The sequence below is a fragment of the Streptomyces sp. NPDC058000 genome (assembly GCF_042886435.1).
Lineage (GTDB): Bacteria > Actinomycetota > Actinomycetes > Streptomycetales > Streptomycetaceae > Streptomyces.
The window spans coordinates 122143-148669 of record NZ_JBHVQS010000002.1 but is presented as its reverse complement, the minus strand read 5'-3'; the positions used below and the strand labels follow the sequence as shown (position 1 = coordinate 148669).

Below are 26527 nucleotides of genomic sequence, written 5' to 3'. Positions count from 1 at the left end.
CGGGGGCGGGCCACCAGGGCCCGCCCCCGTCACCCCTCGTCCGTGCCACCGTCCTCGCGCCGGCCGGTGCGTTCCGCCCGGCCGTCGTGCTCGCCCGTGCCGAGCCACTCCCGCAACTCTTCCTTCATCGACCGTTGGAAGGCGGTGACCAGTGCCTGCACCACCATCGGCTGCATGTGCGCCGAGAGCGACTTCATCCGCGCCACCTCCTCCGCGTCCGGCCCGCCGTCCCGGTACGGCTCCCATACCTCGTCCTTGAAGAGCCGGCTGAGCTCACGGGCCGCCGAGCGGGTGTGCTCGATGACGACGGTGCGCGCCGCCAGGATCGTCTCCAGGGCGATCGGCACGTCGAGCAGCCGCGTCCCCAGGTGCAGCAGCCCCGGGTCGACCCGGAAGACTTGCGGATCCTCGGTCCGGACGAGGACGTTCATCGCCGCCAGCCGATCGAGGTCCTCCTCGGTCAGCTCCCGGCCGACCCGCCGCTCCAACTGCTCCCGGGTGGTGTCCTCCGCCTTGTCCGGCACCCAGCTCGCCACCAGGGCGCGGTGGATGGCCAGGTCCTGGGCGCTCAGGTCGGGCGGCAGCTGCGCCAGGTAGCGTTCGATGGCGGACAGGGTCAGGCCCTGGTGCTGGAGTTCCTCGATGAGCGCGAGCCGCGAGAGGTGGTCCGGGCCGTAGCGGCCGACCCGGCGCGGGCCGATCTCGGGCGGCGGCAGCAGACCGCGGGTGCTGTAGAAGCGGATCGTGCGGACCGTGACGCCGGCGCGGGCGGCGAGTTCGTCGACGGTCAGGCCGTCGGGGGCGGACTCCATCATGTTCAACAGTATTGCTGTCTCACCAGTCCTGTGAAACCTTCTTCACCGCTCAGCGCGCACCAGGCCCCCTTCGGGCAGGGCCTGGGTCCTCCGTACGGTCCGTAGATCAGGCCCACACCCTCGGGAGGCCGCCATGACCACGTTCCTGCGTATGCCCGGTGAGCCGGGCGCACTCACGCTGCCCGCCCTGCTGTTGCGCAACGCCGAGGACCACGGCGCACGGCCGGCCCTCTCCTGGCGCGCGCCGGACGGCGGCTGGCGGACGCTCAGTTGGGCGGAGGCCCGCCGCCGGATCGGTGAACTGGCCGCCGGGTTCCGGGCACTCGGCGTCCGGCGCGGGGAGATCGTCCTGCTCATGATGGGCAACCGCCCCGAGCACTGGCTCAGCGACCTGGCCCTGGTGCACCTGGGCGCCGTACCCGTCACGGTCTACGGCACCGCCGCGCCCGGCCAGATCGCCCATATCGTCCGGCACAGCCGGGCCCGACTGGCCGTGGTGGAGGGGCCCCGGGAGCGGGCGCGCTGGGAGCCGCTGCTCAATGACGCGGCGGCGCGGTTGGCGCGACTGGTGGTCGTCGAGCCGGCGGACGGGCCGCCGACCGCCGGCCACCCGACGGCGGGCAGGTACGAGAGCTTCGCCGCGGTGGCGGCCCGCGGTGCCGCGGCGTACGACCCCGGGGCGTTCGAGGCGGCCTGGCGGCAGGGCGACGCGGGCGACACCCTGACCGTCGTGTACACCTCCGGCACGACCGGCGACCCCAAGGGGGTGGTGGTCAGCCACCGGCACGTGCTGCTGAACGCGGTGGCGCTGGACGGCGTCGTGGAGCTGCCGGACCACGCCGCGCACCTGTCCTACCTCCCCTTCGCGCATATCGCCGAGCGGATGCTGGGCATCTACCTGCCGGTCTTCCGGGCCGCGCACGTCCACCTCTGCGCGGATCCGGCGGAGGTCGCGCCGATCGCCCGTGAGCTGCGGCCGGCGCAGTTCTTCGGGGTGCCGCGGGTGTGGGAGAAGCTGGCGGCGGCCGTCCGGGCCGCGCTGGCGGCGCTGCCCGCGGAGCACCGGGCGGCGGTGGCGGCGGCGGCCGAGACCGCCCGGGCCCACGTCGCCTGCCGGGAGCGCGGGGAGCGGCCGCCCGCCGGGCTGGCGGCGGCGTACTCCGCGGCGAAGGCGCAGGTGCTGGACCCGCTGCTGGCGACGGCAGGTTTCGACCGGCTGGTGTGGACGGCGAGCGCCTCCGCGCCGATGCCCCCGGAGGTGGTGCGGTTCTGGGCCGGCTTCGGCATCGTGATCATGGATGCGTGGGGGCTGACCGAGACGGTGGGGGTGGCCACGACCAATGCCCCCGGTGCCTTCCGGCTGGGGTCGGTGGGCCGGCCGCTCGCCGGGCTGGAGGTGCGTACGGCCGCGGACGGGGAGATCGAGGTGTGCGGCCGGACGGTGAGCGCGGGGTACCTCCGGGCGGACGGGACGGTGGAACCGGCCGTCGGTGCGGACGGATGGTTCCGCACCGGGGACATCGGCCGGATCGACGCGGACGGCTTCCTGTGGCTGACCGACCGCAAGAAGGAAATGATCGTGACGTCGACCGGCAAGAACGTCTCGCCCGCGCTGGTCGAGAACGCCCTCAAGGAGCATCCGCTCATCGGGCAGGCGCTGGTGCACGGCGACGGCCGGTCGTATCTGGTGGCGTTGCTGGTGCTGGATCCGGAGCTGACCCCGGCCTGGGCGGCCCGGCACGGCATCGCGGGGAGCCTGCCGGAACTGGCCCGGAATCCCGCCGTCCAGGCGGAGGTCGAGCGGGGTGTGGCGGCGGCGAATGCCCGGCTGAATCGCACGGAACAGGTCAAGCGATTTTCGTTGTTGGGCGAGGAATGGCGTCCGGAAACTGGCGAACTCACACCGTCGTTGAAGCTTCGCCGCGGTGTTATTCGACACAAATACAGACGAACCCTAGGGCGAATGTACGCCATGTGATCTCGCACACAGACGGGGGGCCACTCTTCGGGGAAGGTGTGCCGACTGGCCGTTCGCACGATCTGCGGAGCGGGCCATGGTCAAGCTCTCCGAAAGCGAGATAACCAGTAGTGAGCACAGAAACCGTCGTGGATGAAGCCCAGCGGCCATCGGACGGGGGGAGCGGGACCCGGCAGGACGCGGGAGACGCCGGTTACAGCAAGGGCCTCAAGGGCCGCCACATCAACATGATCGCCATCGGTGGCGCGATCGGCACCGGTCTCTTCCTGGGTGCCGGCGGCCGGCTGCACTCGGCCGGTCCGGCGCTCGCCATCGCTTACGCGGTCTGCGGCCTCTTCGCCTTCTTCGTCGTCCGGGCCCTCGGTGAACTGGTGGTGCACCGCCCGTCGTCCGGCTCGTTCGTCTCCTACGCCCGGGAGTTCCTCGGGGAGAAGGGCGCCTACGTCGCGGGTTGGATGTACGTCGTCAACTGGTCGACGACCGGTATCGCCGACATCACCGCGATCGCCCTGTACACCCACTACTGGAGCATGTTCACCAGCATTCCGCAGTGGGTGATGGCGCTGATCGCGCTGGCGGTGGTGCTCACGATCAACCTGATATCGGTGAAGATCTTCGGTGAGATGGAGTTCTGGTTCGCGATCATCAAGGTCGCGGCGCTGGTCGCCTTCATGTTCATCGGGATCTACCTGCTGGCCACCCAGCACCCGGTCGACGGACACACCCCGGGCCTGAACCTGATCACCGACCACGGTGGCATCTTCCCGACCGGTCTGCTGCCCGTGGTGATCGTGCTCCAAGGCGTCGTGTTCGCCTACTCCGCGGTCGAACTGGTCGGCGTCACCGCCGGTGAGACCAGCGAACCGCAGAAGGTCGTGCCGAAGGCCGTGAACTCGATCATGTGGCGGGTCGGCATCTTCTACGTCGGCTCGGTGATCCTGCTGGCGATGCTGCTGCCGTGGAACGTCTTCAGCGCCAACGAGAGCCCCTTCGTCACCGTGCTGTCCCACGTCGGCATCCCGCACGCCGGCGATGTGATGAACCTCGTCGTGCTCACCGCCGCGATGTCCAGCCTGAACTCCGGGCTGTACTCCACCGGCCGCATCCTGCGCTCGATGTCCATGGCGGGCTCCGCGCCGAAGTTCGCCGCCCGGATGAACCGCAACCAGGTGCCGTACGGCGGCATCATGCTCACCTCCTCGGTGTGCGTGCTCGGTGTCGGGCTCAACTACTGGCTGCCGGGTAAGGCGTTCGAGATCGTGATCAACATCGCGGCGCTGGGCATCGTCAGCACCTGGTGCACGATCATGGTCTGTCACATGGTGTTCGTCCGCCGCTCCAAGGAGGGCCTGGTCGAGCGGCCGCGCTTCCGCCTGCCGGGCACGCCGATCACCGACATCGCCACCATCGTCTTCCTGCTCGGCGTCATCGTGCTGATGTGGTTCGACGACGGCGTCGGCCGGCAGACCGTCCTGCTGATCCCGATCCTCGCCGCCGCGCTGGTGGGGGGCTGGTTCGTGGTCCGCGGCCGGGTGCGCCGGATCGCCGAGGAACGCGAACTCGCCGAGTAGGTCGCGCGAGGACGGACGCCCGTACAGCGGAGGGCGGCCACGGTGGACCGGAAGGTCGCCGGGGCCGCCCTCCGTCGTGCGGGCCCGTTGTCAGTGGTCGCCCGTACCGTTGAGTCATGGCTGAGAAAACGGGGATCGACGCCGCAATCGTCTACGCCAAGGGTGATGCCACCGCACCTCAGGGCAAGGGCGTCAAGATGATCGTGCATGTCTGCAATGACCTCGGGGGCTGGGGCAAGGGCTTCGTGCTCGCCCTCTCCCGCCGCTGGCCGGAGCCGGAGCGCGCCTACCGCCGCTGGCACCGCGAGCGGGCGAGGAACGACTTCGGGCTGGGCGCCGTCCAGTTCGTGCCGGTCGGTGAGCATGTGTGGGTGGCCAATGTCGTTGGGCAACGGGGCATACGGACCGGCAGCAAGGGCGTGCCGGTGCGGTACGAGGCGATAGCGGCCGGGCTCGGCCGGGTCGCGGACAAGGCGCTGGAGTCGGGGGCCTCGGTCCACATGCCGCGGATCGGTTGTGGGTTGGCCGGTGGGAAGTGGTCCCGGGTGGAGCCGTTGATAACCCAGCGGCTCATCGGGCGCGGGGTCGCGGTGACGGTCTACGACCAGTGAGGGCCGGGGGCCGCCGCCGGCGGAGCGTGCGCCCGGTGGACCGGCTGTGCGGTGGACCCGCCCGCGCGGCCGGTCCGCCGCCCGGGCGGGTCGGGTCAGCCGCCGATGACCGGATAGTGGTCGGAGAGGTTGGTGTAGGTGTAGTCCTTGCCCCAGCTGGAGACGGTCCAGGGCGCCGACTGCTCCTTGATCACGGTGTTCCGCCAACCAGTGGGCCGGGCATGGCCGTTGCGGAACAGCACGTAGTCCAGGTCCTCGCGGGGGTCGTTCGGGTAGCGGTACGCGGCGATCGAGTTCGTCCGGGTGTCGAAGGAGTACGGGTGGCCCGTGCGGCTGTCGGCGGGTGCCAGGTCGGCGTTGGCCAGCAGGGCGTTGTACTCGGTGCCGTGGGAGTCGATGTTCATGTCACCGGCGACCATGATCTCCTCGCTCGCCGGGATGTTCTTGGCGTCGAGGAAGGCGTCCAGCTCCTTGAGCTGCTTGGCGCGGTCGGCGGCCGCCTCACCGGCCTTGCAGCCCGAATCGGTCGACTGGGTGTGGGTGCCGACGACGTGCACCTTGGTGCCGTTGACGTCCAGCACCGCGTAGACGAAGCCCTTGTTGGAGTAGGAGTCCGAACCGCAGGCGTCCTGGTAGATGTGCTGCTCCTTGCGCAGCACCGGCCACTTGCTCAGCAGTGTCACCCCGCCGTCCTCGGGCGTGACGGCCGAGTAGGCGCCACTGGTGGCGTCCCAGCCGCTCCGGCTGCGGCCGACCACCGGGGTCTGGTGCGGATACTCCGCGGCGGCCTGCGACTTGAGCGCGTCGGAGGAGGAGTTGTCGAAGGCTTCCTGGAGCACGACGACGTCGTTGCCGTGGAAGAAGTCAGCGGATGCGATGGCCTGGGCGCGGTGGTCCTGGCCCCAGTTGGGATAGAGGTTCTTGCTCATGAGGAAGGTGTTGTAGGTGAGCACCTTGAGCCGGGGCGCGCTCGCGACCGCCGGGGAACCGGCGGGGCCGGCCAGGGCCGGCGTGGTCGCGGCCGACGCGGTGGGGGACGCGACGGCCAGCGTGGCGGCGAGGGCTGCGGCGATCGCGACAGCCCGGGACATACGCAGGGGGGAGTGCGGCACTGAAACTCCCTATCGAGGGGGGACTTGGGGATATATAGCGGCGACGCACATCAAACCAGCTGGGGTTACTTCCAGGTAACCGCTCGGCGGGCAGCAGATTTACAGCCCGAGTCTCTTGCCGACGATGTCGCGCTGGATCTCGCCGCATCTCGCTGGATCACGCTGCATCTCGCTGGTACCGCCGGAGACGGTGGAGACCACGGCCGTCCGGAGGCGGCGCTCCATGCCGTACTCGGTGCCGTAGCCGTAGCTGTAGCCGCCCATCATCGGCCTGCCTTCCAGGGCGGCGAGCTTGGCGGTCCCGGCGGTCCCGGCGGTCAGTGCGTCGGGCCGCTCGCGGGTGCCGCGCTCCTGGCGGGCGACATCGCGGCGGGTGGCGGCGAACTCCCGTTGTTCCGGGGAGAGTCGGGCGGTGGGCGGCAGTGGCGAGGGGGCCGGGCGGGTCGCGGTGTGCCTCCTGGGCAGCGCTTCGTTACAAAGTGATTCGGTTAGTGTCTTTGTCACCGGCGGGGTGTGCCGCCGGCCGGTGGCGGGTGCGAGGAGGGGGACCGATGGCGGACGAACGGCAGCTGCTGACCAGGGTGTTGGAGGGTGCACCGGGGGCCGGGGGCGCGCTGACCGAGAAGATCCTGGACGCGGCGCGGGAGCAGTTCATGACCTTCGGGCTACGGCGGTCCACCGTCGACGACGTGGCCAAACGGGCCGGGGTCTCGCGGGTCACGGTGTACCGGAGGGTCGGCAACAAGGACGAGCTGGTGCAGCGGGTACTGCTGCGCGAGTACCGGCTGTTCGTCGCCGAGGTGGACGCGGCGGTGGCCGGGCTGCCGACGATGGAGGAACGGATGGTGGAGGGGTTCGCCGCCATCCTGCGGTTGATCCGGGGACATCCGCTGATCGGGGGGCTGATGCGGTTGGAGCCGGAGACGATGCTGCCGTACCTGACGCTGGAGAGCGGGCCGTCCTTCCTCGCGATGCGGGGGTACCTGGCGGGGCATCTGCGCCGGGCGCAGCGGGTGGCGGCGAGCGGGGACGGCCGGACGGTGCGCCAGGGGGACGGCAGCGGCGAGGGCGGCGGTGACGAGAGCGGCGGTGACGAGGACGACGGCGGGGATCCGACGGCGGTGGCGGAGCTGATGGTGCGGATCACCGTGTCCTTCCTGCTGAACCCGGTGAGTTGCTTCGCGTTGGACGACGATGAGCAGGCGCGGCGGTTCGCGCGGAGGTATCTCGCTCCGCTGCTCGATCGGTGAGGGGGACCGGCCCGGGGTGAGCGCGGCGGCCCGGTCAACGGCGGCTGTGCAGCCACCGCCCCACCGCGACGGCCCGGGCCGCCCTGCGTCGCGGTGCGCTGAACGACGTCAGGTCCACGGGCGGGCGGAACCGGCGGACGGTCAGCGCGTGCGGGGCGGCGAAGGCGCGGAGGCCCTCGGCGCCGTGGACGCGCCCGTGGCCGGAATCGCCCGAGCCACCGAAGGGAAGGGCGGGGACGACGGCGAAGCCGAGGACGGAATTGACCGATACCGCACCGGAGTCGAGGCGTTCGGCGACGGCGCGGCCGGTGCGGCGGGGTACTCGCCTACCGGTTCGCCGGTGAGCGGGAACGGGAGATCAGTACGGTCATGAGGCGTCCTCGGAGGGCAGCGGGCGGAGCGGGCGGTGCTGGGCCCAGGCGGGCCCGAGGTCGTCGAGGGTGTAGCCGAAGGGATAGGAGCGGGGCCGGGACAGGCCGGGCCGGGAGTCCGGTCGGGCGGGCAGCAGACGGACGACGGCGGCCCGGGCCCGCAGCGCGTGGTGGGCCAGGGTCCGCAGCCAGGGCGGCTGTGGGGGGAATCCCAGGGCGTGCAGCAGGGGGTCGTCCAGCAGGGCGAGGGAGAAGCGGGCGACGGCGGGGCGGAGGGCGGCCGGGTACCAGGAGGCCAGCACCCGGAAGGTGGCGTTGGCGACCCGGTGGTTGGCCGGATGGTAGGCGAACATCGCGGCCTCGTAGTCGTCGAGGAGCTTCTCGTAGCCGGCCATGGTGCGGGGGGCGTCGGCGATGCCCATCATCGTGGCGAGCTTGTGGCCGACCAGGGCGAGGGCGGCCTTTTCGTTGGCGCACAGGGGGCGCCAGCCGTAGCGGTCGATCCACCGCTTGGGGCCGACGACGGTGGTGGCGAGGACGTAGCGGAAGTCGTCGTCGGGGATGCGGTACTTGCCGTGGATGCGGTTGAGGTGGCGGGCGGCGGCGCGGCCCCGTGCGGAGTCGAAGCCGTCGGCGGTCAGCTCGAAGCCGAGGAGCACGGTGTCGTCGTAGCGCTTCTGTCCGTTGCGCTCGAACTCCTGGGTACGGTCGAGGAGTTGTGAGATGCGCGGGACGCCGTAGTCGCGCAGGAAGGCGACCGAGAGGCCCTGGGCGTAGTCCCAGGGGAATTCGTACTGGGTGATCCAGCGGAAGATCTGCTCGAAGTCCCGCTCGGGGTCCATTCGGCGGATCTCCCGCAGCCGGGTGTAGCGGCCCATGTGCGTGCCTCCTGAGGTGGGGTGGCGTGCGCGGCGGTCTCCCGGTGGCTGCCCGGGAGTCGGTGCTGGGGCCGGTCCGGTGGAGCAGGGCCGGATAGGCCGTAGGGGCTGTCCGGATCGGGGCCGGGCCGGCCCTAGTGACCGCCCAGGACGCGGTAGTGGACCTCCGCGGCGTCGACGAGGACCTGGCCCGCGGTGACCGGTCGCAGGGTGAGTGCGGGGAGCCGGACGGCGACGGGGAGGTTGGCGGGGACGACGTCGGCGCCGAGGCAGAGCCGCGGGGTGCTGACCTTCAGCCAGGGGATGTCGAGGGCGCCCCGGAGGTAGGTGGCGTAGACGTCGACGTCGCGGATGTCGAGTTGGACGTCGAGGACGTGAGCGGCGCCGTCCGGTCCGGTGACCCGGAGGTGGTAGTCGTCGGCGACGATCCGGGCGGCGTGCACCCACAGGACCTTGATCCGGCCGCCGCCCGCGGTGGGCAGGTAGGTCGCGCCGTGGATGAGGGCGTCGGTGGCGGTCAGGCGGGTGGCGCCGACGGTCGGGTAGTACGGGCTGACGGGGTAGGTGGCGCGGCCCGGGCCGGGCTGTTCGCCGATGACGAGGGGCGGGGTCAGGGCGGTGAGGTCGCCGGGGGCGCCGATCTCCCCGGGGCGGGCGGTCCGGGTGGGTGGTGCGGGGCGGTCGCCGCCGGACGGGGGTGGGCCGGTGGGGTCGGGGTTGTCCGCGCCGCCGGTGTCGATACCGGTCAGGCACGGCAGCGGGAGCGCGCCGAGGGCGTCGCGCGGGTCGGAGTCGGCCGCGCGGGCCGGTGCGCCGGTGACCAGTCCGGCGGCGAGGGCGAGCGGGAGCGTCAGGGCGAGGGCGCAGGAGCCGGGCGAGGACGGCCCAACGCCCCGGCCGTCAGGTGCTTTTGGGCGCGGGGTCACCGCCCCGGCGGGCGCCGCGGACGGTGTGTCGGCCGTGCCCTCCGCGCTTCCGGTCGGTCCGTCCGGTAGCCACCCGAAGGCCATCGACGAGCCCAACAGGCCGAGCCCGCAGCCGATCCCGAAGCCGCCCAGGTTGGTGGTGGCGAGCGAGACCACGGAGGCGATGGCGGTGACCACGGAGACGAACATCCGCTGGGCGGGGGCGAAGACGACGAACAGCCCGCCGGCGATCAGCACCAGGCCGACCCCGATCGCGGACATCGCGCCGATGCCGACCTTCAGCATCAGCGGCAGCGGCGCCAGCGGCAGGGCGATCAGTTCCAGGCCGCCGGCGACCGCCCACAGCCCGGCCCAGAACGGACGGCGGCGGCGCCAGGACCGCAGCGGTCGGCGCAGCCCGGGGGCGGGCAGTACGCGGTCGAGCCAACTGCCGGTCTCCTTGGCGAGTTCGGCGAGGAAGCCGAGGACGAAGGTGAGCACGGGGCCGCCTCCCGGTCAGTAGCACTCTTTGCCGGTGTGGCTGAGCTCGATCTCGACCTTGTCGAGGGTGAGCGAACCGCCGTTGGAGGCCCAGGCGGTGCTCTTGACGTCGCGCGCCAGCGCGGTGCTCGCCTGGACGCCGAACAGTCCGCGCGGCCCGCTGACCCCCGGCGCCCCGGTGAGCGTGGCCGCGTCCCGGCCCGCCTGGACGCCGGTCACCCGGCCCCCGCTGCTGGTCAGCGCGTCGGCGTTGACGACGAGGTTCTCGCCCCGGACGGGCCGGTCGCCGCCGGAGCGGACGAGCAGGGACACCTCGCCGACCAGCGGCAGCCGCTGCTTCATCGACAGGCAGACGCCCCTGGCCGTACCGGACTTGATGCCGGCCAGCAGCACCGGGTGGCTGGTGCCGTCCGCGTCGCCGAGCGAGGAGGGGAAGCTGGAGATCCCCTGACCGGTGATCTCGTCGGCGGAGACCTTGAAGTTCTTGCCGGACACCGCGAAGGACGCGGCCATCGCCCCCTGCGCCAGGGCGATCAGCACGGCACCGACACAGGCCACGCCCGGCACCAGCAGCACGGCGGTGCGCTTCCAGTGCGTCCGTCCCTCGGGGCTCAACTCACGTGCGCTCACGGCCATTTCGGGGACCTCCCGATGAGGTGAGTCAATGTTACAAGGACTATTGACTTGTTTCACGAGCCGCGTCAACACTGCTGACACGGATTCAGCGAGGAGGCGGGATGGACACCGTGGCAGCACCCGGCACCCCCTTCGACCAGCCGGCGCAACGGCCCCCGGCGCAGGTCCGGGCGCCCCGTCGCGGCGGCGTCGCCTGGCGCCACTTCGGCGACACCCGGGCCTTCCTGACGTCCCCTCAGCTCCTGTTGCTCCAGGTCGCGCACCCCGTGGTCGGCGCCGGCGTCGCCGACCACTCGACCTTCCGCGCCGAGCCCTGGCAGCGGCTGCTGCGCACGGTCGGCTCGCTGGGCACGGTGATCTACGGCGGACAGGCCGCGGCCACCGTCGAGGCCCGACGGCTGATCGAGGTCCACCGGGAGATGAAGGGCACCGACGCGCAGGGCCGGCGCTACCACGCCCTGCACCCCGAGGCGTACCACTGGGTGCACGCCACCCTCGTCCGCGGCCCCATCGACGCGCTCCGGCTCTTCGGCCCGGGCCTGACGGCGGAGGAGACCGAGGAGTACTACCGCGAGATGCGGGACGTGGGACGGGTCTGGGGCCTGAAGGGCCATCACCTCCCGCCCGACTGGGCGTCGTTCTGCGCCTACTACGACGGTGTGGTGGCCGGGCGGCTGGAGCTCAACGACTCGGTGCGCGACGTCCTGGCGGAGCTGGCCCGACCGCAGAAGCCGCCGGTGTGGTGGGTCCCGGCAGTACTCTGGCGGCCGTTCGCCGCGCTCGCCGCCCACTACGCCCTGCTGGTCAACGTCGGCGTACTGCCACCGGTCCTCCGCGAGCGGTTCGGGCTGACCTGGACCGCCCGGCAGCAGCGCCGGCTGCGCCGGTTCGCCCGGGTGGTGCGCTGCCTGACGGCGCTGGTGCCGCCCCCGCTGCGGATCGCCCCGGCGCTCTTCCTCGCCTACTGGAACACCCACCGCCCCGGCACCGACCCGCGGACCCGCCGTCCGTTGGGAGCCACCGTATGATGAGTAACCGTATGAACACGGTACGAACAGCCTTAGAACGGACTGACCCGGAACCCCCACCGCCCGGAGGCGTGCTCTGGACGCTGGTCGGGGACGTCAGATCACTCCTGACCCTGCCCGCCGCACTGACGATGCAGGTGGCACACCCCGCGGTGGGAGCGGGCGTGGACGACCACTCGGTCTTCCGCACCGACCCATGGGGGCGCGGCGAACGGTCACTGGCCTCGCTCCAGCTGTGGGTGTACGGCGGCCGGGCCGCCGTCGAGGAGGGCCGGCGACTGCGGAAGCTGCACCGGTCCATCCAGGGCACCGACGCGTACGGCCGGAAGTACCACGCGCTCACCCCCGCGTACTACGCCTGGGTGCACGCCACCGGCTACCCCGTCTTCCGGCACGCCCAGCGCTACCTCGGCCGCCCCTTCACCCCGGCGCAGGAGCGAGCGCTGTACGCGGAGTGGCTCCAGGTCGGCCGGATCCTCGGCATCCACGACCGGGACATGCCGCAGACCATCGAGGAGTTCTGGCCGTACTACCGCAAGGTCCTCGCCGCCGAGGTCGAGGAGACCGTGGTGGTACGGGAGTTGATCGCCACCGACCGGCCGCTGCCGGTCCCGGACCGCGGCCCCTGGTGGGTGCGACTGTCGCTGCGCCTGGTCTGGCCGGTGCTGCTGCCGGGGTTCGCGCGGTTCCGCCGGTTCGTCACCATCGGGCTGATGCCGCCGGACGCCCGGCGTGCCATCGGCCTCACCTGGACCGACGCGCAGGAGCGCCGGCTGCGCCGCCTGGGCCTCGTGGTGCGACTGGTGGTGCCCGCGCTGCCGGATCGGCTGCGGTTCCTGCCGATCGCGCGGCGGGCCCGCCGGAAGCACCGGGCGGCCCGCCGGTAACGACGAGGGCGGGCGGGGCCCGGTCACTGACCGGACCCCGCCCGCCGCACCCGGTCAGTGACCGTCGTGCACCTCGTGGGTGGCCGCGATCTGCTTCCACGACTTGGGCTGGGCGACCAGACCCCGCGCGGCGAACGCCCGCGCGCCCGCGCTCGCGGCCGGCTTGGTCGGCTGGTACAGCCAGGTGTCGAAGAAGTCGGCCAGCGGCTGCCCGGACTTCTTCTCCGCGAACTTCACGAAGTCCCCGATCGCGGCGTTGCCGTACCGGTGCTCCGTCGGCCAGGACTTGAGGATGTCGAAGAAGACCTTGTCGCCGACCTTGTTGCGCAGCGACTGGAGGGCCAGCGCACCGCGGTCGTAGACCGCCGAGTCGAACTGCTTGTCCGCGCCCGGGTCGCCCGGCTTCACCGTCCAGAACGGGTCATCGGCCGGGTGCTGGGCGTAGACGTAGTCCGCCAGCTGCTGCGCGGTGCCCTCGCCCTCCTTCTCCGACCACAGCCACTGGCTGTACGAGGCGAAGCCCTCGTTGAGCCAGATGTCCTTCCAGTCCTTCAGCGACACGCTGTCGCCGTACCACTGGTGCGCCAACTCGTGCACCACCACCGAGACGTTGGTGCCCTTGTCGAACGCCTTCTTGCCGTAGAACGGACGGGTCTGGGTCTCCAGCGCGTAATGGGCCGGGACGTTCGGGACATAGCCGCCGACCGAGTTGAACGGGTACGGACCGAAGACGCCCTGAAGCCACTCGGTGACCTCGGTGGTGCGCTCGATGCTCGCCCGCGCCGACCCCAGGTTCGCGCCCAGGTCCGGGCTGACCGCGTTGATCACCGGCAGACCGTCGGCCGTGGTGTCGGTGGTGATGTCGAACTTGCCGATCGCCAGCGTCGTCAGGTACGTCGCCTGCGGCTTGTCCGAGCGCCAGTTGTAGCGCGTCCAGCCGAGTTTGGAGGTCTGCGAGGCCAGCACGCCGTTGCTGAGCGCCTGGGTGCCGTCCGGAACCGCGATGGAGATGTCGTACGTCGCCTTGTCGGAGGGGTGGTCGTTGCTGGGGAACCACCACACCGCCGAGTCCGGCTCCTGGGCCACCACCCCGCCGTCCGGCGTCCGGGCCCAGGCGGTGAAGCCGTCGATCTTCAGCTCGGAGGGCTTGCCCGCGTAGCGGACCACCACGCTGATGTCCTTGCCCTTCTCCAGCCCCGCGGCCGGGGTGACCTCCAGCTCGTGCTTCCCGGAGGTGGCGAAGGTGGCCTTCTTGCCGTTGATGCGGATCTCGCTGACCTTCAGACCGAAGTCCAGGTTGAAGCGGGAGAGGTCCTGCGTGGTCCGGGCGAGCAGGGTCGCCGTGCCCTCCAGCAGGTCCGTCGCCGGCTGGTACTTCAGCCGCAGGTCGTAGTGGGAGACGCGGTACCCGCCGTTGCCGCTCTCGGGGTAGTAGCTGTCGCCCGCACCCGGGGCACCCGGGGTGAAGTCGGCCGCCGCCGCCGGGATCGCCAGCAGCAGGCTGAGCGCGGCCGCGCCCGGGACCAGGAGTCTGTGACGCACGAGTCCTCCAACTCGTAGGGGAGGTCGATCTCTTACGGAGCTTATGTACGCATCGGGGCCGCGTCATGTCCATGGCCACATCTGACACATGACCGACATCTCACCGACACGCGCCCCCGACGCCCCCCTTCTGCACGGGAGTTGACCCGCGCTACGGTCCGCGCGTGACCATACGCCCGGGAACCCCCCACATCCCTTGGAAAACCCTCGTCCTGTCAGCCGTCCTCGCCCTCCTCGCCCTGCTCGCCGCCCCCGGTGCGGCGGGCGCGGCCCCCGCTCCCCGGGAGAGCAAGCCGGTCTACTCCTACGACCACGCCATCCGCGAAACGGTCTGGGTGGACACCGGCCTCGACGGCGACGCCGACGGCCACCCCGACCGGGTCGCCGCCGACATCATCCGGCCCGCCGAACCCGCGCAACAGGGCCACCGAATCCCCACGATCATGGACGCCAGTCCCTACTACTCGTGCTGCGGACGCGGCAACGAGAGCCAGAAGAAGACCTACGACCCGCAGGGCCGCCCGGTCCAGTTCCCGCTCTTCTACGACAACTACTTCGTGCCCCGCGGCTATGCGACCGTCCTCGTCGACCTGGCCGGAACCAACCGCTCCGACGGCTGCGTCGACGTCGGCGGCCGCTCGGACGTCCAGTCCGCCAAGGCCGTCATCGACTGGCTGGGCGGCCGGGCCCGCGGCTACACCGCCCGCAGCGGTGGGAAACCCGTCACCGCCGACTGGTCCAACGGCAACACCGGCATGATCGGCAAGAGTTGGGACGCCACCATCGCCAACGGCGTCGCCGCCACCGGCGTCCCGGGCCTGAAGACCATCGTCCCGATCGCCGGCATCTCCTCCTGGTACGACTACTACTTCGCCCAGGGCGCCCCGCTCTACGACGGCGGCCCCGACGGACTCGCCTCCGCCGTCGAGAGCCCCGGCGCGCACAAGAACTGCGCTGCCGTCCAGCGCAAGCTCGTCGCCGGCGCCCCGCGCAACGGCGACTGGACCGACCTGTGGACCGAACGGGACTACGTCCGAGGCGCCGCCAAGGTCCGGGCCAGCGTCTTCCTCGTCCACGGCATGCAGGACCTCAACGTCCGCACCAAGCACTTCGGCCAGTGGTGGGACGCGCTCGCCAAGCGCGGCGTCCAGCGCAAGATCTGGCTCTCCCAGACCGGCCACGTCGACCCCTTCGACTACCGCCGCGGTGACTGGGTGCGCACCCTCCACCAGTGGTTCGACCACTATCTGATGGGCTACGACAACGGCATCCAGCGCGCCCCGATGGCCGACATCGAGCGCGCCCCCGACACCTGGCGCACCGACGCCCGGTGGCCCGCACCGGGCACCGCCGCGGTCACCCTGCACCCCCGTACCGGTACCACCGCCGGCGTCGGCGTCCTGGGCACCCGGCCCACCCCGGCCGGCCAGACCGCGGCCTTCACCGACGACCCGAAGCTCGGCGAGGCCGACTGGGCCGCCGCCGTCGACCGCTCGACCCCGGCCAAGGCCGGCTTCACCACCGGCCCGCTCACCGCACCCCTGCGGCTCTCCGGCGCCGGCACGGTGACCGTCACCGCCACCCCCAGCACCACCAGCGCCCGCCTCTCCGCGGTCCTCGTCGACCTCGGCCCGGACACCATCCGGAACTACGGCGCCGACGGCGAGGGCATCGTCACCCGCACCAACAGCACCTGCTGGGGCGCCGGCACCACCGGCGACACCGGCTGCTTCAAGGAGACCGCCGCCGACGTCAGCAAGGTCGGCTTCACGGTCTTCAGCCGCGGCTGGGCCGACCTCGGCCACGCCACCGACCCGCAGCACGGCCACCCGCTCACCCCCGGCAAGCCCTACACCCTCACCCTCCAACTGGCCGCCAGCGACCACATCGTCCCCGCCGGGCACCGGCTCGCGCTCATCGTGGCCGGCACCGACGCCAACCTGATCAACCCGCCCGCCTCCCGTCCCACGCTCACCCTCGATCTGGCCCGCACCGCCGCCCGACTGCCGCTCACCGGCGGCGCCCCGGCCCTCGCCCGGGCCACCGCGGGCACCCCGGCGGCCACCCGCCCGACCGGAACCGCCCCCAAGGGCATCGCCCCACCGCCGGCCCTCAGCCGGCTGCCGTACGGAGACTGACCGGCCCGGGGCCGCCCCGCACACGGGGCGGCCCCACCACCCACGCTGCCGACCCACGGAGGCACCCTCGTGGCACCCCTTGGATCACTCCGCTCCCGCGGCCTCGCCCTCGGTGCACTGGCCGCCGCCCTCACCGCCGGGGTCAGCCCCGCCCCGTCCACCGACGCCACCCCAACTCACCCGCCGCGTACGGGATTCGAGACCAGCCACGGCGCCCGGTGGACCAGCGATCCGGAGGAAACGGCGTTCCTCACGGCCATCGACCGGGCCCCGGGTGCCTCGACCCGCGTCCGCATCGACCGCATCGGCACCACCGCACAGGGCCGCCCCCTGCGACTGGTCCGCCTCGGCGCCCCCGCCCCCGCGCGCCCCGCCGCCGTCCGCCGCGGCAACTCCGTGCTGCTGATCTGCTCCCAGCACGGCGACGAACCCTCCGGCCGCGAGGCGTGCCTGACCACCGTCCGCAACCTCGCCTACGCCAAGGACCCGGCCACCCTTCACTTCCTCGCGCGCACCAGCGTCCTCGTCATCCCCACCGCCAACCCCGACGGCCGGGCCGCCGACACCCGCGGCAACGCCGACGGCACCGACATCAACCGCGACCACCTCGCACTGACCACCCCCGAAGCCCGCGCGATGGCCGGGGTGATCCGCGACTACCGCCCCGACACCGTCTATGACCTGCACGAATACACCCCCAAGGCGCCCTACTACGTCAAGGACCTGCTCTCCCTGTGGCCGCGGAACCTCAACACCGCGGACCCCGTCCACCGCGAATCGACCGCCCTGTCCCGCGACTTCGTCGCCCCCGCCGCCCGGGCAGCCGGCTTCAGCACCGGCGTCTACGGCATCTGGACCGACCCGGTGACCGGCGCCCCCGTCAAACAGGTCGCCGGCGACGGCCAGGAGCGGATCCTGCGCAACACCGCCGGGGTCAAGGGCTCCATCGGACTGCTGGTGGAAACCCGCGTCGACCCTCCCACCGCCATCGGCCGGGGGTACCTCCGTCCCGCCGCGCCCGCCGACGCCGAGAAGGCCGACCCGGCCCGGAACAACCGTCGCCGGGTGGACTCCCAACTCGCCGGCCTGAAAGGGCTGTTCGCCTTCCTTGAGCGACACCGCGGACGCATCGAGGCGGCCACCGCGGCGGCCCGCACGGCCGGCCTGGCCGACCGCGGCCCGATCTACCTCGGCGGCGCCGACAACGAACCCCCGACCGCGGACCGCGTCCTGACCCGCCCGCCGCGCGCCTACCGCCTGGACGCGGCACAGTTCGCCCGGGCCGAAGCCGTACTGGCGGCACATGGCGTGCACTGGCGGCGGGACGACGACGGCGGCGCCACCGTCCCGCTGCGCCAGTCACTGCGCGCGCTGGTCCCGCTGCTGCTGGACGCCCGCGCCGACCATCACGTCGCGGCCGGCACCCCGGTCGGCCCCTGAGCCGGCGCGACCTCGGCCCGCACCAGCCGCAGCACCTCGTCCGCGCACCCCCAGGACACGGTCACCCCCGCACCCCCGTGCCCGTAGTTGTGCACGCACACCGTCCCGTCCGGCAGTCGCTCCGCCGCCAGCCGCACCGCCGGACGGGCCGGCCGCAACCCCACCCGGTGGGCCAGCACGCGGGCCCGCGCCACCTCGGGGAAGTACCGGGCGCAGCGCGCCACGATCGCCTCCGCCACCGCCGGATCCGGCTCCCGCGACCAGGCTCCCTCCCGCGCCGTCCCGCCCAGGACCAGCCCGAACGGCTGCGGCAGGAGGTACGTGGTGTCCACCGCGTCCGCATCGGCGGCGGTGAACCACTCCTCGACGCCCGGATTCGCCACGATCACCAACTGCCCCTGGACGGGATGCATCCCCGGGTCCGGAACCAGCTCACGGGCGCCCAACCCGGAGCAGTTCACCACCGCCCGGACGCCGTCGGCCGCCTCCGCCAGGGACGCCACCGGACGCGCCACCACGGTCCCGCCGGCCGCCACCAGCCGCCGCTCCAGATACCTCAGGTGCACCGGCATCTCCACCAGCGGCGTACGCGCCCGCCACCCCGCACCGCACCCGGGGGGCAGCTCCTCGGCGCGGGCCCGCCGCAGCCCCGGCACCGCCGCGTACCAGGCACCGAGCCCTTCCTCGGGACCAGCCGCGGCGCGATCGTCATCCCCGCCATCCCCATCATCGCTGTCACCGGTGTCCGCCCCCGGGGCGCTCGCGAGGGTGCCCGTCACCAGCCGGGCCCCGGTCTCCGCCGGACGCGCGGCGAGCCCGGTGAGCACCTCCAAGGAGCGCAGCGACCAGCGGATCGCGTCGTCGTACGGCTGGATCCGGTAGGGCCAACACAGACCGCCGGCCACCGCCGAGGTCGTGTCGCCGGCCGTGTCCCGGGCCACCACCCGCACCCGGTACCCGGCCTCGGCGAGCACGATCGCCGAGGTCAGTCCGATCACCCCGCCACCGACCACGCATATCTCCGGGTCCACCGACCCGCCCGTCCCCGCCGATCGCCGATCAGTCATCTCCGTGCCCTCCCGAGGTCCCGTCGCTGTGCTGTTCGTCGTGTCGTTCGTCGTGTCGTTCGTTGTGTTGTGCTCGTGCCGTCGTGCTCGTCCGGCCGTCCGACTGTCGTCGTCCGGCCGTCGTCGTCCAGTGGCCCGCCCGCCGTCCCGTGGTCCGTCGTCCCGTGGTCCGTCGTCCCGTCGTCCGCCGTCCGTCGTCCTGGATTTCCACGCCCGATGAGCTCGCTGTCCTCCGAACCCGTCGTCCTGTGATCTTCTCCACCTGTGATCTTCGTGTAACCCTCCGGCAGTGGGCCGGACAAGTCCGGACCTTAGGCTGGTGGGGCCCCCGGTGGTCCGGCCCCGCCACGCCACCGGTCGGGCCCCGGCACCGTCGGCCGATGACGCCCCTCGGATCCGCCCGCGACCACCCGTGGCCGCGCACCCGTATCCCGTATCCCGTCCCCGCCATCGTCCGAGGAGACCCATGCTCCGCCACCGGCGCGCCGTGCCCGCCTGGCTCGCCCACCCCTTCCGCTGGCAGCGGCTGCCCGTGCCCTGGGCGGCGGTGGCCCGGGGCACGCTCTGCGCGGGACCGCTGCTGGCCGCGGGGATCGCCACCGGGCACCCGGCCCCCGGCGTGCTGATCGCCCTCGGCTCGATGCTGGCGGGCGTCAACGACCGCCCCGGCACCCGGCGCACCGGCATCGTCCACATCGGCCTGCCCGCGCTGGCCTCCGCGCTCGGCATGCTGCTGGGCGCGTCCCTGCGGGGCGCCGACGCGGGCTGGTGGGTGGTGCCGGCGCTCAGTGCGGTCGGCTTCGTCTCCGGCGCCGGCAGCGTGGCCGGGCCGGTGCGCTCCACCGCCGGGATGCAGATGCTCGCCGCCACCGTCCTCGGGGCGGGCATGCCCCTGCCCGGCGCGCCCTGGGCCAAGGCGCTCTACCTCCTCGCCGGCTGCCTCTGGCTGCTCCTGCTCCGGCTCGTCCTGCGGTCGCCGCGCCCGGCGGGCGGACCGCTCAGCGGGGAACGGGCGGCCGTCGCCACGGTCTTCGACGCGCTCGCCGACGCCCTGGCGGCGGCCGGCGGGCCGGGCGCGGAACCCGCCCGCCGCCGGCTCACCGCCGCCCTGGACCGCGCCGACGAGGCGCTGCGGTTGCGCCGGCTCACCAGTCGGCTGCTGGGCCGCCCGGCCCGCCCGGAGGAACTCCTGCTGGCGGAGCGCTTCGCCGCGGCCACCGCGCTCTGCGAGGCCAGCGTCGCGCTGCTGTGGGAGGCTCGTCCGCTGCCGCCGCGGGTCGCCGAGAGCCCCCGCCGGTTCGCCGAGGCGCTGCGCACCGGCCGGCCACCGGGCCGCCTCTCCGCCCCGGAACGCAGCTCCGCCGCCCGCGGCGCCTTCGACCACGCCCTGCTGGACGCCGCGGTCGCCTTCGACCGGGAACGGCCGGTGCCACCACCCGCGGCGGGCACCGACACCCCGCCGGAACGGACCGCGGGACCCCGCGGAGCACTGGGCCCGGCCGGCCGGGACTACGGGCTGCGGGTCGCCCTCTGCATCGGCGCCAGCGCGGCGGTGGCCCTGTTGCTCCGCGCCGACCACTGGTACTGGTTGCCGGCCACCGTCACCTTCCTCGTCAAGCCGGACCTGGGCCCGCTGTTCTCCCGTACGGTCAACCGCTTCGCCGGCACCGCGGCCGGCGTCCTGGTCTTCGGGGCGGCCGGTGCGCTGCTGTCCGGGAGCTGGTGGCCCGCCCTGATGGCCGGTGCGGGCGGTGCGCTACTGCCGTTCGCCACCCGGCACTTCGCGCTGCAAACCGGGGCGATCACCGTGATGGTGCTGTCGTTCGTCTACGTCGGGGGCGCTCCGCAGGCCGCCCCCGAGCGGATCGTCGACACCTCCCTCGCATGCGGGATCGTGCTGGTCGTCGGGCACCTGCCGCACCTCTCCGATCCGCGCCGCCGGGTCGGCCCGCGGGTCACGGAGGCGCTGCGGAGCACCGAGCGCTTCCTGCGGTACGTCCTGGAACCCCGGACCGCAGCCGCCACCGCGCCGCCCGGTGCGGCCGCCGACCCCGCTGCCGTCGCCACCCGGCGGCTGGCGCTGCGCCGGGCCGCCTACCGGACGCTGGCCCAGGCCCGGGGCGCCGCGGAGACCGCCGCCGCGGAGTTCCGCCCCGCCCGGGACCACGGCCCCGACTGGCTGACCGCGATCACCGCCGCGGAACGCATAGTGGACGCCGCCACCGCCTGCGCCGTCCGCCTCGACCACGGCGCCCGGCGCCCGGGCCCGGCGGAGGCCGAGCGGCTCTGCCAGGCCCTCTCCGCCATGGCCGACGCCCTGGAGACCCCCGGTCGCCGCCCGCCCGGCACCCCGCCGCCGGAACTCCGACCGGTCCCGGACTGCGCCACCCTCACCGACGTCGCCGCCGAACTGGAGCGCCTGCGCGGCTACGCGGGCGCCCGCTGACCCGGTGACCTGGTGACCCGGCCCGGTGACCCGGTGACCCGGTGCGAATCGGAGAACGTCCCGTGAGACGGAGACACGGTCTTGCGAGACGGGACATGGGCGCCCCGGTTGCGGGAGCCTTCCTCAAGGATCACCGCGCAGCCGGGCGGTGACCGTCACCCCGGCGTACGGAGCCGCGTGGCGACCGGCCCGACGACCACGGGGTCGGGGCCGGACCCGACCTTGGCTCCGGACCCGATCTCGGCCCCGGGGCCGGACAGGGCCCCGACTCCGACCCCGGGGCCGTATGCCCACCGCCCCGGGGCCAGCCCATCACGGTCACAGTGTCGGCGCCGCCACCTTCCCGGTACCGCCGGCCGCCCGCCGGCGCACCCGCACCCCCTCCGCCGCGCCACCGACGGCCAGCGCCACCGCCACCAGCAGGGCGCTCACCCACAACGGTGCGCGGTAGCCGAAGCCCGCGGCGAGCGCGATGCCGCCCCACCAAGGGCCGGCCGCGGCGCCCACATTGAGCGCCGCGGTCGCGAAACCGCCGCCCAACGTCGGAGCCTCGGCCGCCGCGTAGAGCACCTGCGCGATCAGGGTGGAGCCGACCGCGAACGACAGGGTGCCCTGGACGAAGACCAGCGCGACCGTGGCCACCGCGCTACCGGCCGTCAGCGCGAACGCCGCCCAGCCCACCAGCAGCGCCACGCCCCCGACGGCGAGCAGCGCCCGGGGCCGCCGGTCCGCCAGCCGTCCGCCCGCCGTGACACCGGCGAACGAACCCAGCCCGAACAGCGCCAGCACCACCGGCACCCCGGCGGCCCCAAAACCGGTGACGTCGGTGACCAGCGGTGCGAGGTAGGTGAAGGTGCAGAACGTGGCACCGTTGACCAGCGCCCCCAACAGCAGCGTCACCAGCAGCCGCGGACTGCGCAGCGTCCGCAGCTCACCGCGCGCACCGGGCGCCGCGGCGTCCGCACCGGTACCGGCCGGACCGCCCGGTACCGACCGCACGAGGGCGAGGACGGCCGGCACCGACAGCGCGGCCACCGCCCAGAACGCCGAGCGCCAGCCCCACTCCTGCCCCAGCACGGCACCGGCCGGAACACCCGCGATACAGGCCAGCGTCGTGCCGCCCAACAGGACGGAGGTGGCCCGGCCCTTGGCGTCCGGTGCGACCATCGCGGCCGCGGTCGCCAGTGCCACCGCCAGGAACCCGGCGTTGGCCAGCGCCGCCACCACACGGGTGGCGAGCAGCACGCCGAAGTCGGTGGTCACCGCGCCCAGGACGTGGACCAGCAGAAAGGTGACCAGGAAGGCCAGCAGGGCGCGCCGCCGCGGCCAGCGCCGGCTCAGCAGCGCCATCAGCGGCGCCCCGACGATCATCCCGGCCGCGAACGCCGAGGTCAGTGCGCCCGCGGCCGGAACGGACACCTGGAGATCGACGGCGATGTCCGGAATCAGCCCGGACAGCATGAACTCGGATGTGCCCTGCGCGAATACCGCCAGCGCGAGCACGTAGAGAGCGAATGGCATCAGAAAATCTCCGCAACCACACCATGGACCGGCACCGGCCGAAAGGCACTGTCGGCGGGGCCGACGGCGATCGGTAGGGCCGGTTGAGGAAGCGGCAGCCCCGGCTACCGCATGGACAAGACCTGCCTCAACAGGCGGTCCGGTGGCGGGAGAAGACCTCGACGTGGCGGCGCGAGGGAACGCGCGCCGGCGCGACGGCAGCCCGAGGGCGGTGTCGCGGCCGCGGAAACGGCAGGGCGAGGAGCCACCGGACGACGCCCGGTGGCTAGCGTCTTGAGGACTCGGGGCTGGACATGATCCGCAGGCTAACCGGACGGCCCGGCCCCCGTCCACGGATTAGTGCCCGTCCGCTGGACGAGGGCGGACGGCCCAGGGCCAGTCCGGCGGATCAGGATCGGACAGGCGCTGGTGGTCCGCCCGCGCCGCGACGCCGGCGCGCCGACCGTCGGGTCAGCGCGGCACCCGCGGTATCTGCGCGAAGATCTCGATCCAGAAGCGCTGCACATCGGGTGCCGCCCCGATCAGATACGTCGACCGCAGCTTCGGCGGCAGCAGCGGCACCAACCGGGCCACCGCCGCACGGTGCTGCTTCAGCTGCGACAACTCGGCGGTGGCCAGCACCTGGTGGACCGTGTCGCTGTCGTTCGTCCCCTCGCTGGACGCCTCGGCGGCCGCCCGCAGTGTGTCCTCCCAGGCGTCGACGTCCCGCGCCACCTCCGTCAGCCCGGTGACCGGCCGGTCGCTCAGCCGGTCGAGCAGGGCGGTCAGCGGCACCGGAGCGTACGCGCCCTCGCCGAGGTAGATCGTGCCCATCTCCAGCGGCAGACCGCGCTGGTGGAGTTTGATCAGCCGCTCGATGGTGCGCTTGGTGATCCAGGCCCGGCCCTCCTCGTCGATGTCGTGCTTCCACCACTCCAGGACCGTCTCGGCGACCGCGCCGTACTTCGCGATCAGCCACTCATTGGCCGGGATGTCACCCGGCTCCACCGTCAGCGAGGCGGTGAAACGGGTCGCCTGCGCGATGTTGTTACGGGCGACCAGTAGCTTGCGGCCGAGGTGGTACGGCGGATTCTGGACCGCTATCTGGGCCCGGAGGTTCGGGATCGGCCGCCCGGCCAGCGACCACTCCTGGGTGATCTCCATCAGCTTGGCGAACGCCGCCTTGTCCTTGGGGCGGTTGTACTCGTCCCAGACGATCGCCTTGGGCTCCGGGGCCAGGAACGGCGCGGCGAGGAGGTTGTCCAACGCACCGTCGGCGGTGGGGATCGGCGCGCACAGGTCCTCGACGTTGGTCACCGGCAGCGAGAAGTACAACGGCTCGCGTCCGTCCAGGCCCTCCCGGACCGTCTCCCGTACCAGCTCGGTCTTGCCGCATCCTGGCGGGCCCTGGAGCAGCACCGTCCAGCGGTTGCGCAGGGCGGCCCGCACCACCGCGCGCACCGGGTCCGGGACCGTGGCGGGATTCCCGGCCCCCACCGCCGCCGCGATCCGGTCGAGGATCTCCGCCGTACGGTCCGCGCCCGCCTTGCCCCCCGGCCGCTCCTCCACCAGCCGCAGCCGCTCGCCGCCCACCAGCGGCAGCCCCCAGCGCAGCGGGAAGCCCTCGCGGGCGTTGGCCAGGATGTGGTCGAGGGTGCGCGGCGAGAGGAGTTCGCGCAGCGACGGGGCCAGCGTGGCCCAGGTGGTGAACACCTGGCGCAGGTCCCAGTCGTGGTACTTCGCCGCGAGCCGGTGCCGCCAGGACGTGTCGTTGGCGGACAACCGGATCGTCACCATCCGGTCCAGCACCGCCAGATCGCTGCGCCGGGCCGCGGTCTCCGCCAGCGACTCGTTGTCCGCCAGGAAGACGCCGATGCAGCCCAGCTCCCGCAGGTCGTACTCGCCGAGCGTCCAGTTGCAGGCGATCTGCATCAGCTGCGACTGGATCGTGGCGCCGGCCTGCAACGAGTCGTCGATCAGCAGCACGAAGGGCTTACCTGGCCGCAGCTGGCTCATCACCAGCTGCCGCAACACCAGTTCACCGGTCCGGGCGTCCCGCACCGGGGCGTTGGCCAGCAGGTCGTCCGGGGTGAGATTGGCGGCCGGGACGAAGACCAACTCGGCGTCCGGATACGCCTCGGGGAGGTGCGAGAAGAAGGTCGCGGTCTTCCCGATGCCGTGCTCACCGAAGATCTGGCCGGTCTGACCCATGTCGATCATCGCGTCGATGAACGACTCCAGCCGGGACACCCCCGTCCAGCCCTCCGGGGGCTCCGGATAGGTGGCGTTCGCCCGCCAGCTCACCCGGGCCGGCGTCGCCGGCGTGATGGTGCTCATCGGTCTCCTGTCGTCACGCGATGGCAGGCCATCGGTGGGGTGTGGTGGTCGGGCCAGTCGCCGCCGCCGTCGGTGATCAGCCAGATCCACTTGTCCGGTTCGGCGGGGGTGATCGCGGGCGCGCAGCCGTCGGTGAGCACCACCACGGCATCCGGTATGTCCTCGAAGGGGTGGCCGTCCACCGTCGTGCGGCCCTCGACGTAATCGGCCACCGCCTGGAAGCTCGTCCCGCCGCCGCCGTACACCCGCTCCCCGGGGCGGAACGGCATCACCACACCGTCGAACGACAGCCAGTGCGCCGCCACCCCGTCGATCGAACCCACCAGCCCGGTTAGCCACTCGACCACCCGGTCCGGCATCGAGGCCGAGGTGTCGTACGCGATGGCCAGCACCTTCTCCCGGATCGGGCCGCGCCGCGAGAGCAGCGGATCGTGCCCCAGCGCGGCCAGCAGCGCGCCGCGCTTCTTCGGGTAGACCAACCGCTCGCCCTCCGCCAGCTTCGAGGCCAGCACATCGACCAGCCAACGCTGCCACCAGTCGACCCGACCGGTGCGCGGGGTCTCACCGCGCAACAACCCCGCGCCCAGCCGCCCCCACACCCGGCTCGCCCGCGCCGACGCCCCGTCCGTGCGGTCCATCAGGTCGAGCAACTCCCGCTCCGCGCCGGGGTGTCCGCGCCGGGCCGCGAGCAGTGCGTTGAGCAGCGCGGAGGAGACCACCTCGTCGATGGTGTCCTGATCGCCGCCCGCCACCGCCGGGTCGGTCAGGTGCAGGCACACCGCCGCCGGCGGCGGCACCGGGGGCCTGGTCATCCGCTTGAGCTCGGTGAACACCCGCAGGTCGGTCTCGACGAAGTCGTCGTAGGGGAGCGGGTCGAGGCCCTGGGCCGTCAGGTCGGCGACGTATCCGGCGTGGACCTCGAACGGGTCGACGCCGGCGGGCCGGTCGTCCAGCAGTGGCAGGGCGGTGCGCAGGAGCCGCACCAACGCGACGTGGTTGATGGCCACTTCGGCGGCGAGGGTGAACACCGGGTCGGCGCGCAGCTCCGGATCGGCGAAGAAGTGCCGGTGCACCAGGTGCCGGGCCTCGTGGAACAGGACGAACTTGACGCCCTCCAGGCCCAGTCGGACGAAGAAGTCCGGGTTGTACAGCAGGGGACGAGTGCCGTCCCCGTTGGCCATCAGGGCCGCGGTGTCCACCGCCGTCGTCGGGATCTGCTGGTGGCACTTGGCGTAGATCCACGACGCCACCACGGACTCGGTCAGCCCGAAGTCCATCAGCGCGGCCTCCTTGAGCCGCCGCGCCTCGGCGACCACCGCCGGATCCGCCGGCCGCCAACTCTCCAGCGCCCGCCGGTCGGCCGCCCCGATCACCGGCCGCCGCGCGGCCGCCGCCATATCGTGAGCCACGACCCACCCCCGTTCTCAGCTGCCTCCATTGGTACCAGCAGCCACTGACAACGGGTTCGACGACGAGCGCCCCGCCCGGTCCGGGCGGGGCGCTCGTCGCGGCGG

20 protein-coding genes and 1 pseudogene are annotated in these 26527 nt (G+C 72.9%); 9 read left to right on the top strand and 12 right to left on the bottom strand.

The genetic code is table 11. The features are described 5' to 3' along the window. Positions 1-29 precede the first annotated feature (29 nt). Entirely contained in the window at positions 30-815 is a 786-nt protein-coding gene (locus tag ACFVT2_RS03450) for a MerR family transcriptional regulator (RefSeq protein ID WP_390011524.1), read from the bottom strand. Positions 816-948: 133 nt separating this feature from the next. Between ACFVT2_RS03450 and ACFVT2_RS03445 the strand changes: the two genes are divergently transcribed. The 3 genes from ACFVT2_RS03445 (at position 949) to ACFVT2_RS03435 (ending at position 4975) form a co-directional block, all read left to right on the top strand. Continuing rightward, positions 949-2793, top strand: a complete 1845-nt coding sequence (locus ACFVT2_RS03445; protein ID WP_390011521.1) for an AMP-dependent synthetase/ligase — start codon at positions 949-951, stop codon at positions 2791-2793. A gap of 128 nt (positions 2794-2921) precedes the next feature. Next, positions 2922-4364: an amino acid permease gene (locus ACFVT2_RS03440; RefSeq protein ID WP_390011518.1), complete on the top strand. Its 1443-nt coding sequence runs from the start codon at positions 2922-2924 to the stop codon at positions 4362-4364. 116 nt (positions 4365-4480) lie between these two features. Next, complete coding sequence (locus ACFVT2_RS03435) at positions 4481-4975, top strand: macro domain-containing protein (protein WP_390011515.1); 495 nt, start codon at positions 4481-4483, stop codon at positions 4973-4975. A 95-nt stretch (positions 4976-5070) separates the two neighbouring features. Here ACFVT2_RS03435 and sph read toward each other — a convergent pair whose 3' ends face one another. Beyond that, positions 5071-6087 (bottom strand): sphingomyelin phosphodiesterase, encoded by a 1017-nt coding sequence (gene sph, locus ACFVT2_RS03430; protein WP_390011512.1) that lies wholly within the window; start codon positions 6085-6087, stop codon positions 5071-5073. A gap of 99 nt (positions 6088-6186) precedes the next feature. Further along, positions 6187-6591, bottom strand: coding sequence for a hypothetical protein (locus tag ACFVT2_RS03425; RefSeq protein WP_390011509.1), 405 nt, complete (start codon positions 6589-6591; stop codon positions 6187-6189). Between the two features lie 47 nt (positions 6592-6638). Here ACFVT2_RS03425 and ACFVT2_RS03420 point away from each other — a divergent pair, with 47 nt between their 5' ends. After that, the gene (locus ACFVT2_RS03420; RefSeq protein ID WP_390011506.1) at positions 6639-7337 is read left to right on the top strand and encodes a TetR/AcrR family transcriptional regulator; all 699 of its coding nucleotides are present in this window, start codon (positions 6639-6641) and stop codon (positions 7335-7337) included. A gap of 34 nt (positions 7338-7371) precedes the next feature. On the opposite strand, the pseudogene ACFVT2_RS03415 reads toward ACFVT2_RS03420, so the two are convergent. The 4 genes and pseudogenes from ACFVT2_RS03415 to ACFVT2_RS03400 all read right to left on the bottom strand — a co-directional run. Next, positions 7372-7653 (bottom strand): annotated as a pseudogene (locus ACFVT2_RS03415) (aldehyde dehydrogenase family protein); the annotation flags it as partial. Between the two features lie 51 nt (positions 7654-7704). Further along, positions 7705-8586 carry an oxygenase MpaB family protein gene (locus ACFVT2_RS03410; RefSeq protein WP_390011503.1) on the bottom strand — a complete coding sequence of 294 codons (882 nt, stop codon included), beginning with the start codon at positions 8584-8586 and terminating at the stop codon, positions 7705-7707. A gap of 134 nt (positions 8587-8720) precedes the next feature. After that, positions 8721-9992: a DUF6114 domain-containing protein gene (locus ACFVT2_RS03405; RefSeq protein WP_390011501.1), complete on the bottom strand. Its 1272-nt coding sequence runs from the start codon at positions 9990-9992 to the stop codon at positions 8721-8723. A 15-nt stretch (positions 9993-10007) separates the two neighbouring features. Next, positions 10008-10628 (bottom strand): DUF6230 family protein, encoded by a 621-nt coding sequence (locus ACFVT2_RS03400; protein WP_390011499.1) that lies wholly within the window; start codon positions 10626-10628, stop codon positions 10008-10010. A gap of 101 nt (positions 10629-10729) precedes the next feature. Between ACFVT2_RS03400 and ACFVT2_RS03395 the strand changes: the two genes are divergently transcribed. Beyond that, positions 10730-11656, top strand: coding sequence for an oxygenase MpaB family protein (locus ACFVT2_RS03395; protein WP_390011496.1), 927 nt, complete (start codon positions 10730-10732; stop codon positions 11654-11656). Between the two features lie 11 nt (positions 11657-11667). After that, positions 11668-12543 (top strand): oxygenase MpaB family protein, encoded by an 876-nt coding sequence (locus ACFVT2_RS03390; protein WP_390011493.1) that lies wholly within the window; start codon positions 11668-11670, stop codon positions 12541-12543. A 54-nt stretch (positions 12544-12597) separates the two neighbouring features. On the opposite strand, the gene ACFVT2_RS03385 is transcribed toward ACFVT2_RS03390, so the two are convergent. Beyond that, positions 12598-14085: a M1 family metallopeptidase gene (locus tag ACFVT2_RS03385; RefSeq protein WP_390011490.1), complete on the bottom strand. Its 1488-nt coding sequence runs from the start codon at positions 14083-14085 to the stop codon at positions 12598-12600. A gap of 164 nt (positions 14086-14249) precedes the next feature. Here ACFVT2_RS03385 and ACFVT2_RS03380 point away from each other — a divergent pair, with 164 nt between their 5' ends. Both ACFVT2_RS03380 and ACFVT2_RS03375 read left to right on the top strand, forming a co-directional pair. After that, entirely contained in the window at positions 14250-16223 is a 1974-nt protein-coding gene (locus ACFVT2_RS03380; protein ID WP_390011487.1) for a Xaa-Pro dipeptidyl-peptidase, read from the top strand. Between the two features lie 69 nt (positions 16224-16292). Next, the gene (locus ACFVT2_RS03375; protein WP_390011484.1) at positions 16293-17663 is read left to right on the top strand and encodes a M14 family metallocarboxypeptidase; all 1371 of its coding nucleotides are present in this window, start codon (positions 16293-16295) and stop codon (positions 17661-17663) included. Here the strand turns inward: ACFVT2_RS03375 and ACFVT2_RS03370 are convergent. After that, positions 17630-18730, bottom strand: coding sequence for an FAD-dependent oxidoreductase (locus tag ACFVT2_RS03370; RefSeq protein ID WP_390011481.1), 1101 nt, complete (start codon positions 18728-18730; stop codon positions 17630-17632). The genes ACFVT2_RS03375 and ACFVT2_RS03370 overlap by 34 nt on opposite strands. Before the next feature lie 466 nt (positions 18731-19196). On the opposite strand from ACFVT2_RS03370, the gene ACFVT2_RS03365 reads away from it, so the two are divergent. After that, positions 19197-21176, top strand: coding sequence for an FUSC family protein (locus tag ACFVT2_RS03365; RefSeq protein WP_390011478.1), 1980 nt, complete (start codon positions 19197-19199; stop codon positions 21174-21176). 318 nt (positions 21177-21494) lie between these two features. Here ACFVT2_RS03365 and ACFVT2_RS03360 read toward each other — a convergent pair whose 3' ends face one another. The 3 genes from ACFVT2_RS03360 to ACFVT2_RS03350 form a co-directional block, all read right to left on the bottom strand. Continuing rightward, positions 21495-22697 (bottom strand): Cmx/CmrA family chloramphenicol efflux MFS transporter, encoded by a 1203-nt coding sequence (locus tag ACFVT2_RS03360; RefSeq protein ID WP_390011475.1) that lies wholly within the window; start codon positions 22695-22697, stop codon positions 21495-21497. Positions 22698-23147: 450 nt separating this feature from the next. Continuing rightward, entirely contained in the window at positions 23148-25013 is a 1866-nt protein-coding gene (locus ACFVT2_RS03355) for an AAA family ATPase (protein ID WP_390011473.1), read from the bottom strand. Next, positions 25010-26410 (bottom strand): hypothetical protein, encoded by a 1401-nt coding sequence (locus tag ACFVT2_RS03350; RefSeq protein WP_390012223.1) that lies wholly within the window; start codon positions 26408-26410, stop codon positions 25010-25012. The genes ACFVT2_RS03355 and ACFVT2_RS03350 overlap by 4 nt, the downstream gene beginning before the upstream one ends. Between the last annotated feature and the right edge of the window lie 117 nt (positions 26411-26527).

What these genes read in the sequence shown, in the direction of transcription:
- ACFVT2_RS03365 (WP_390011478.1), top strand. Translation starts at nt 19,197, where the DNA reads ATGCTCCGCCACCGGCGCGCCGTGCCCGCCTGGCTCGCCCACCCCTTC.
- ACFVT2_RS03435 (WP_390011515.1), top strand. Translation starts at nt 4,481, where the DNA reads ATGGCTGAGAAAACGGGGATCGACGCCGCAATCGTCTACGCCAAGGGT.
- ACFVT2_RS03350 (WP_390012223.1), bottom strand. Translation starts at nt 26,410, where the DNA reads ATGGCGGCGGCCGCGCGGCGGCCGGTGATCGGGGCGGCCGACCGGCGG.
- ACFVT2_RS03410 (WP_390011503.1), bottom strand. Translation starts at nt 8,586, where the DNA reads ATGGGCCGCTACACCCGGCTGCGGGAGATCCGCCGAATGGACCCCGAG.
- ACFVT2_RS03390 (WP_390011493.1), top strand. Translation starts at nt 11,668, where the DNA reads ATGAACACGGTACGAACAGCCTTAGAACGGACTGACCCGGAACCCCCA.
- ACFVT2_RS03450 (WP_390011524.1), bottom strand. Translation starts at nt 815, where the DNA reads ATGATGGAGTCCGCCCCCGACGGCCTGACCGTCGACGAACTCGCCGCC.
- ACFVT2_RS03445 (WP_390011521.1), top strand. Translation starts at nt 949, where the DNA reads ATGACCACGTTCCTGCGTATGCCCGGTGAGCCGGGCGCACTCACGCTG.
- ACFVT2_RS03370 (WP_390011481.1), bottom strand. Translation starts at nt 18,730, where the DNA reads ATGACTGATCGGCGATCGGCGGGGACGGGCGGGTCGGTGGACCCGGAG.
- ACFVT2_RS03355 (WP_390011473.1), bottom strand. Translation starts at nt 25,013, where the DNA reads ATGAGCACCATCACGCCGGCGACGCCGGCCCGGGTGAGCTGGCGGGCG.
- ACFVT2_RS03400 (WP_390011499.1), bottom strand. Translation starts at nt 10,628, where the DNA reads ATGGCCGTGAGCGCACGTGAGTTGAGCCCCGAGGGACGGACGCACTGG.
- ACFVT2_RS03360 (WP_390011475.1), bottom strand. Translation starts at nt 22,697, where the DNA reads ATGCCATTCGCTCTCTACGTGCTCGCGCTGGCGGTATTCGCGCAGGGC.
- ACFVT2_RS03420 (WP_390011506.1), top strand. Translation starts at nt 6,639, where the DNA reads ATGGCGGACGAACGGCAGCTGCTGACCAGGGTGTTGGAGGGTGCACCG.
- ACFVT2_RS03395 (WP_390011496.1), top strand. Translation starts at nt 10,730, where the DNA reads ATGGACACCGTGGCAGCACCCGGCACCCCCTTCGACCAGCCGGCGCAA.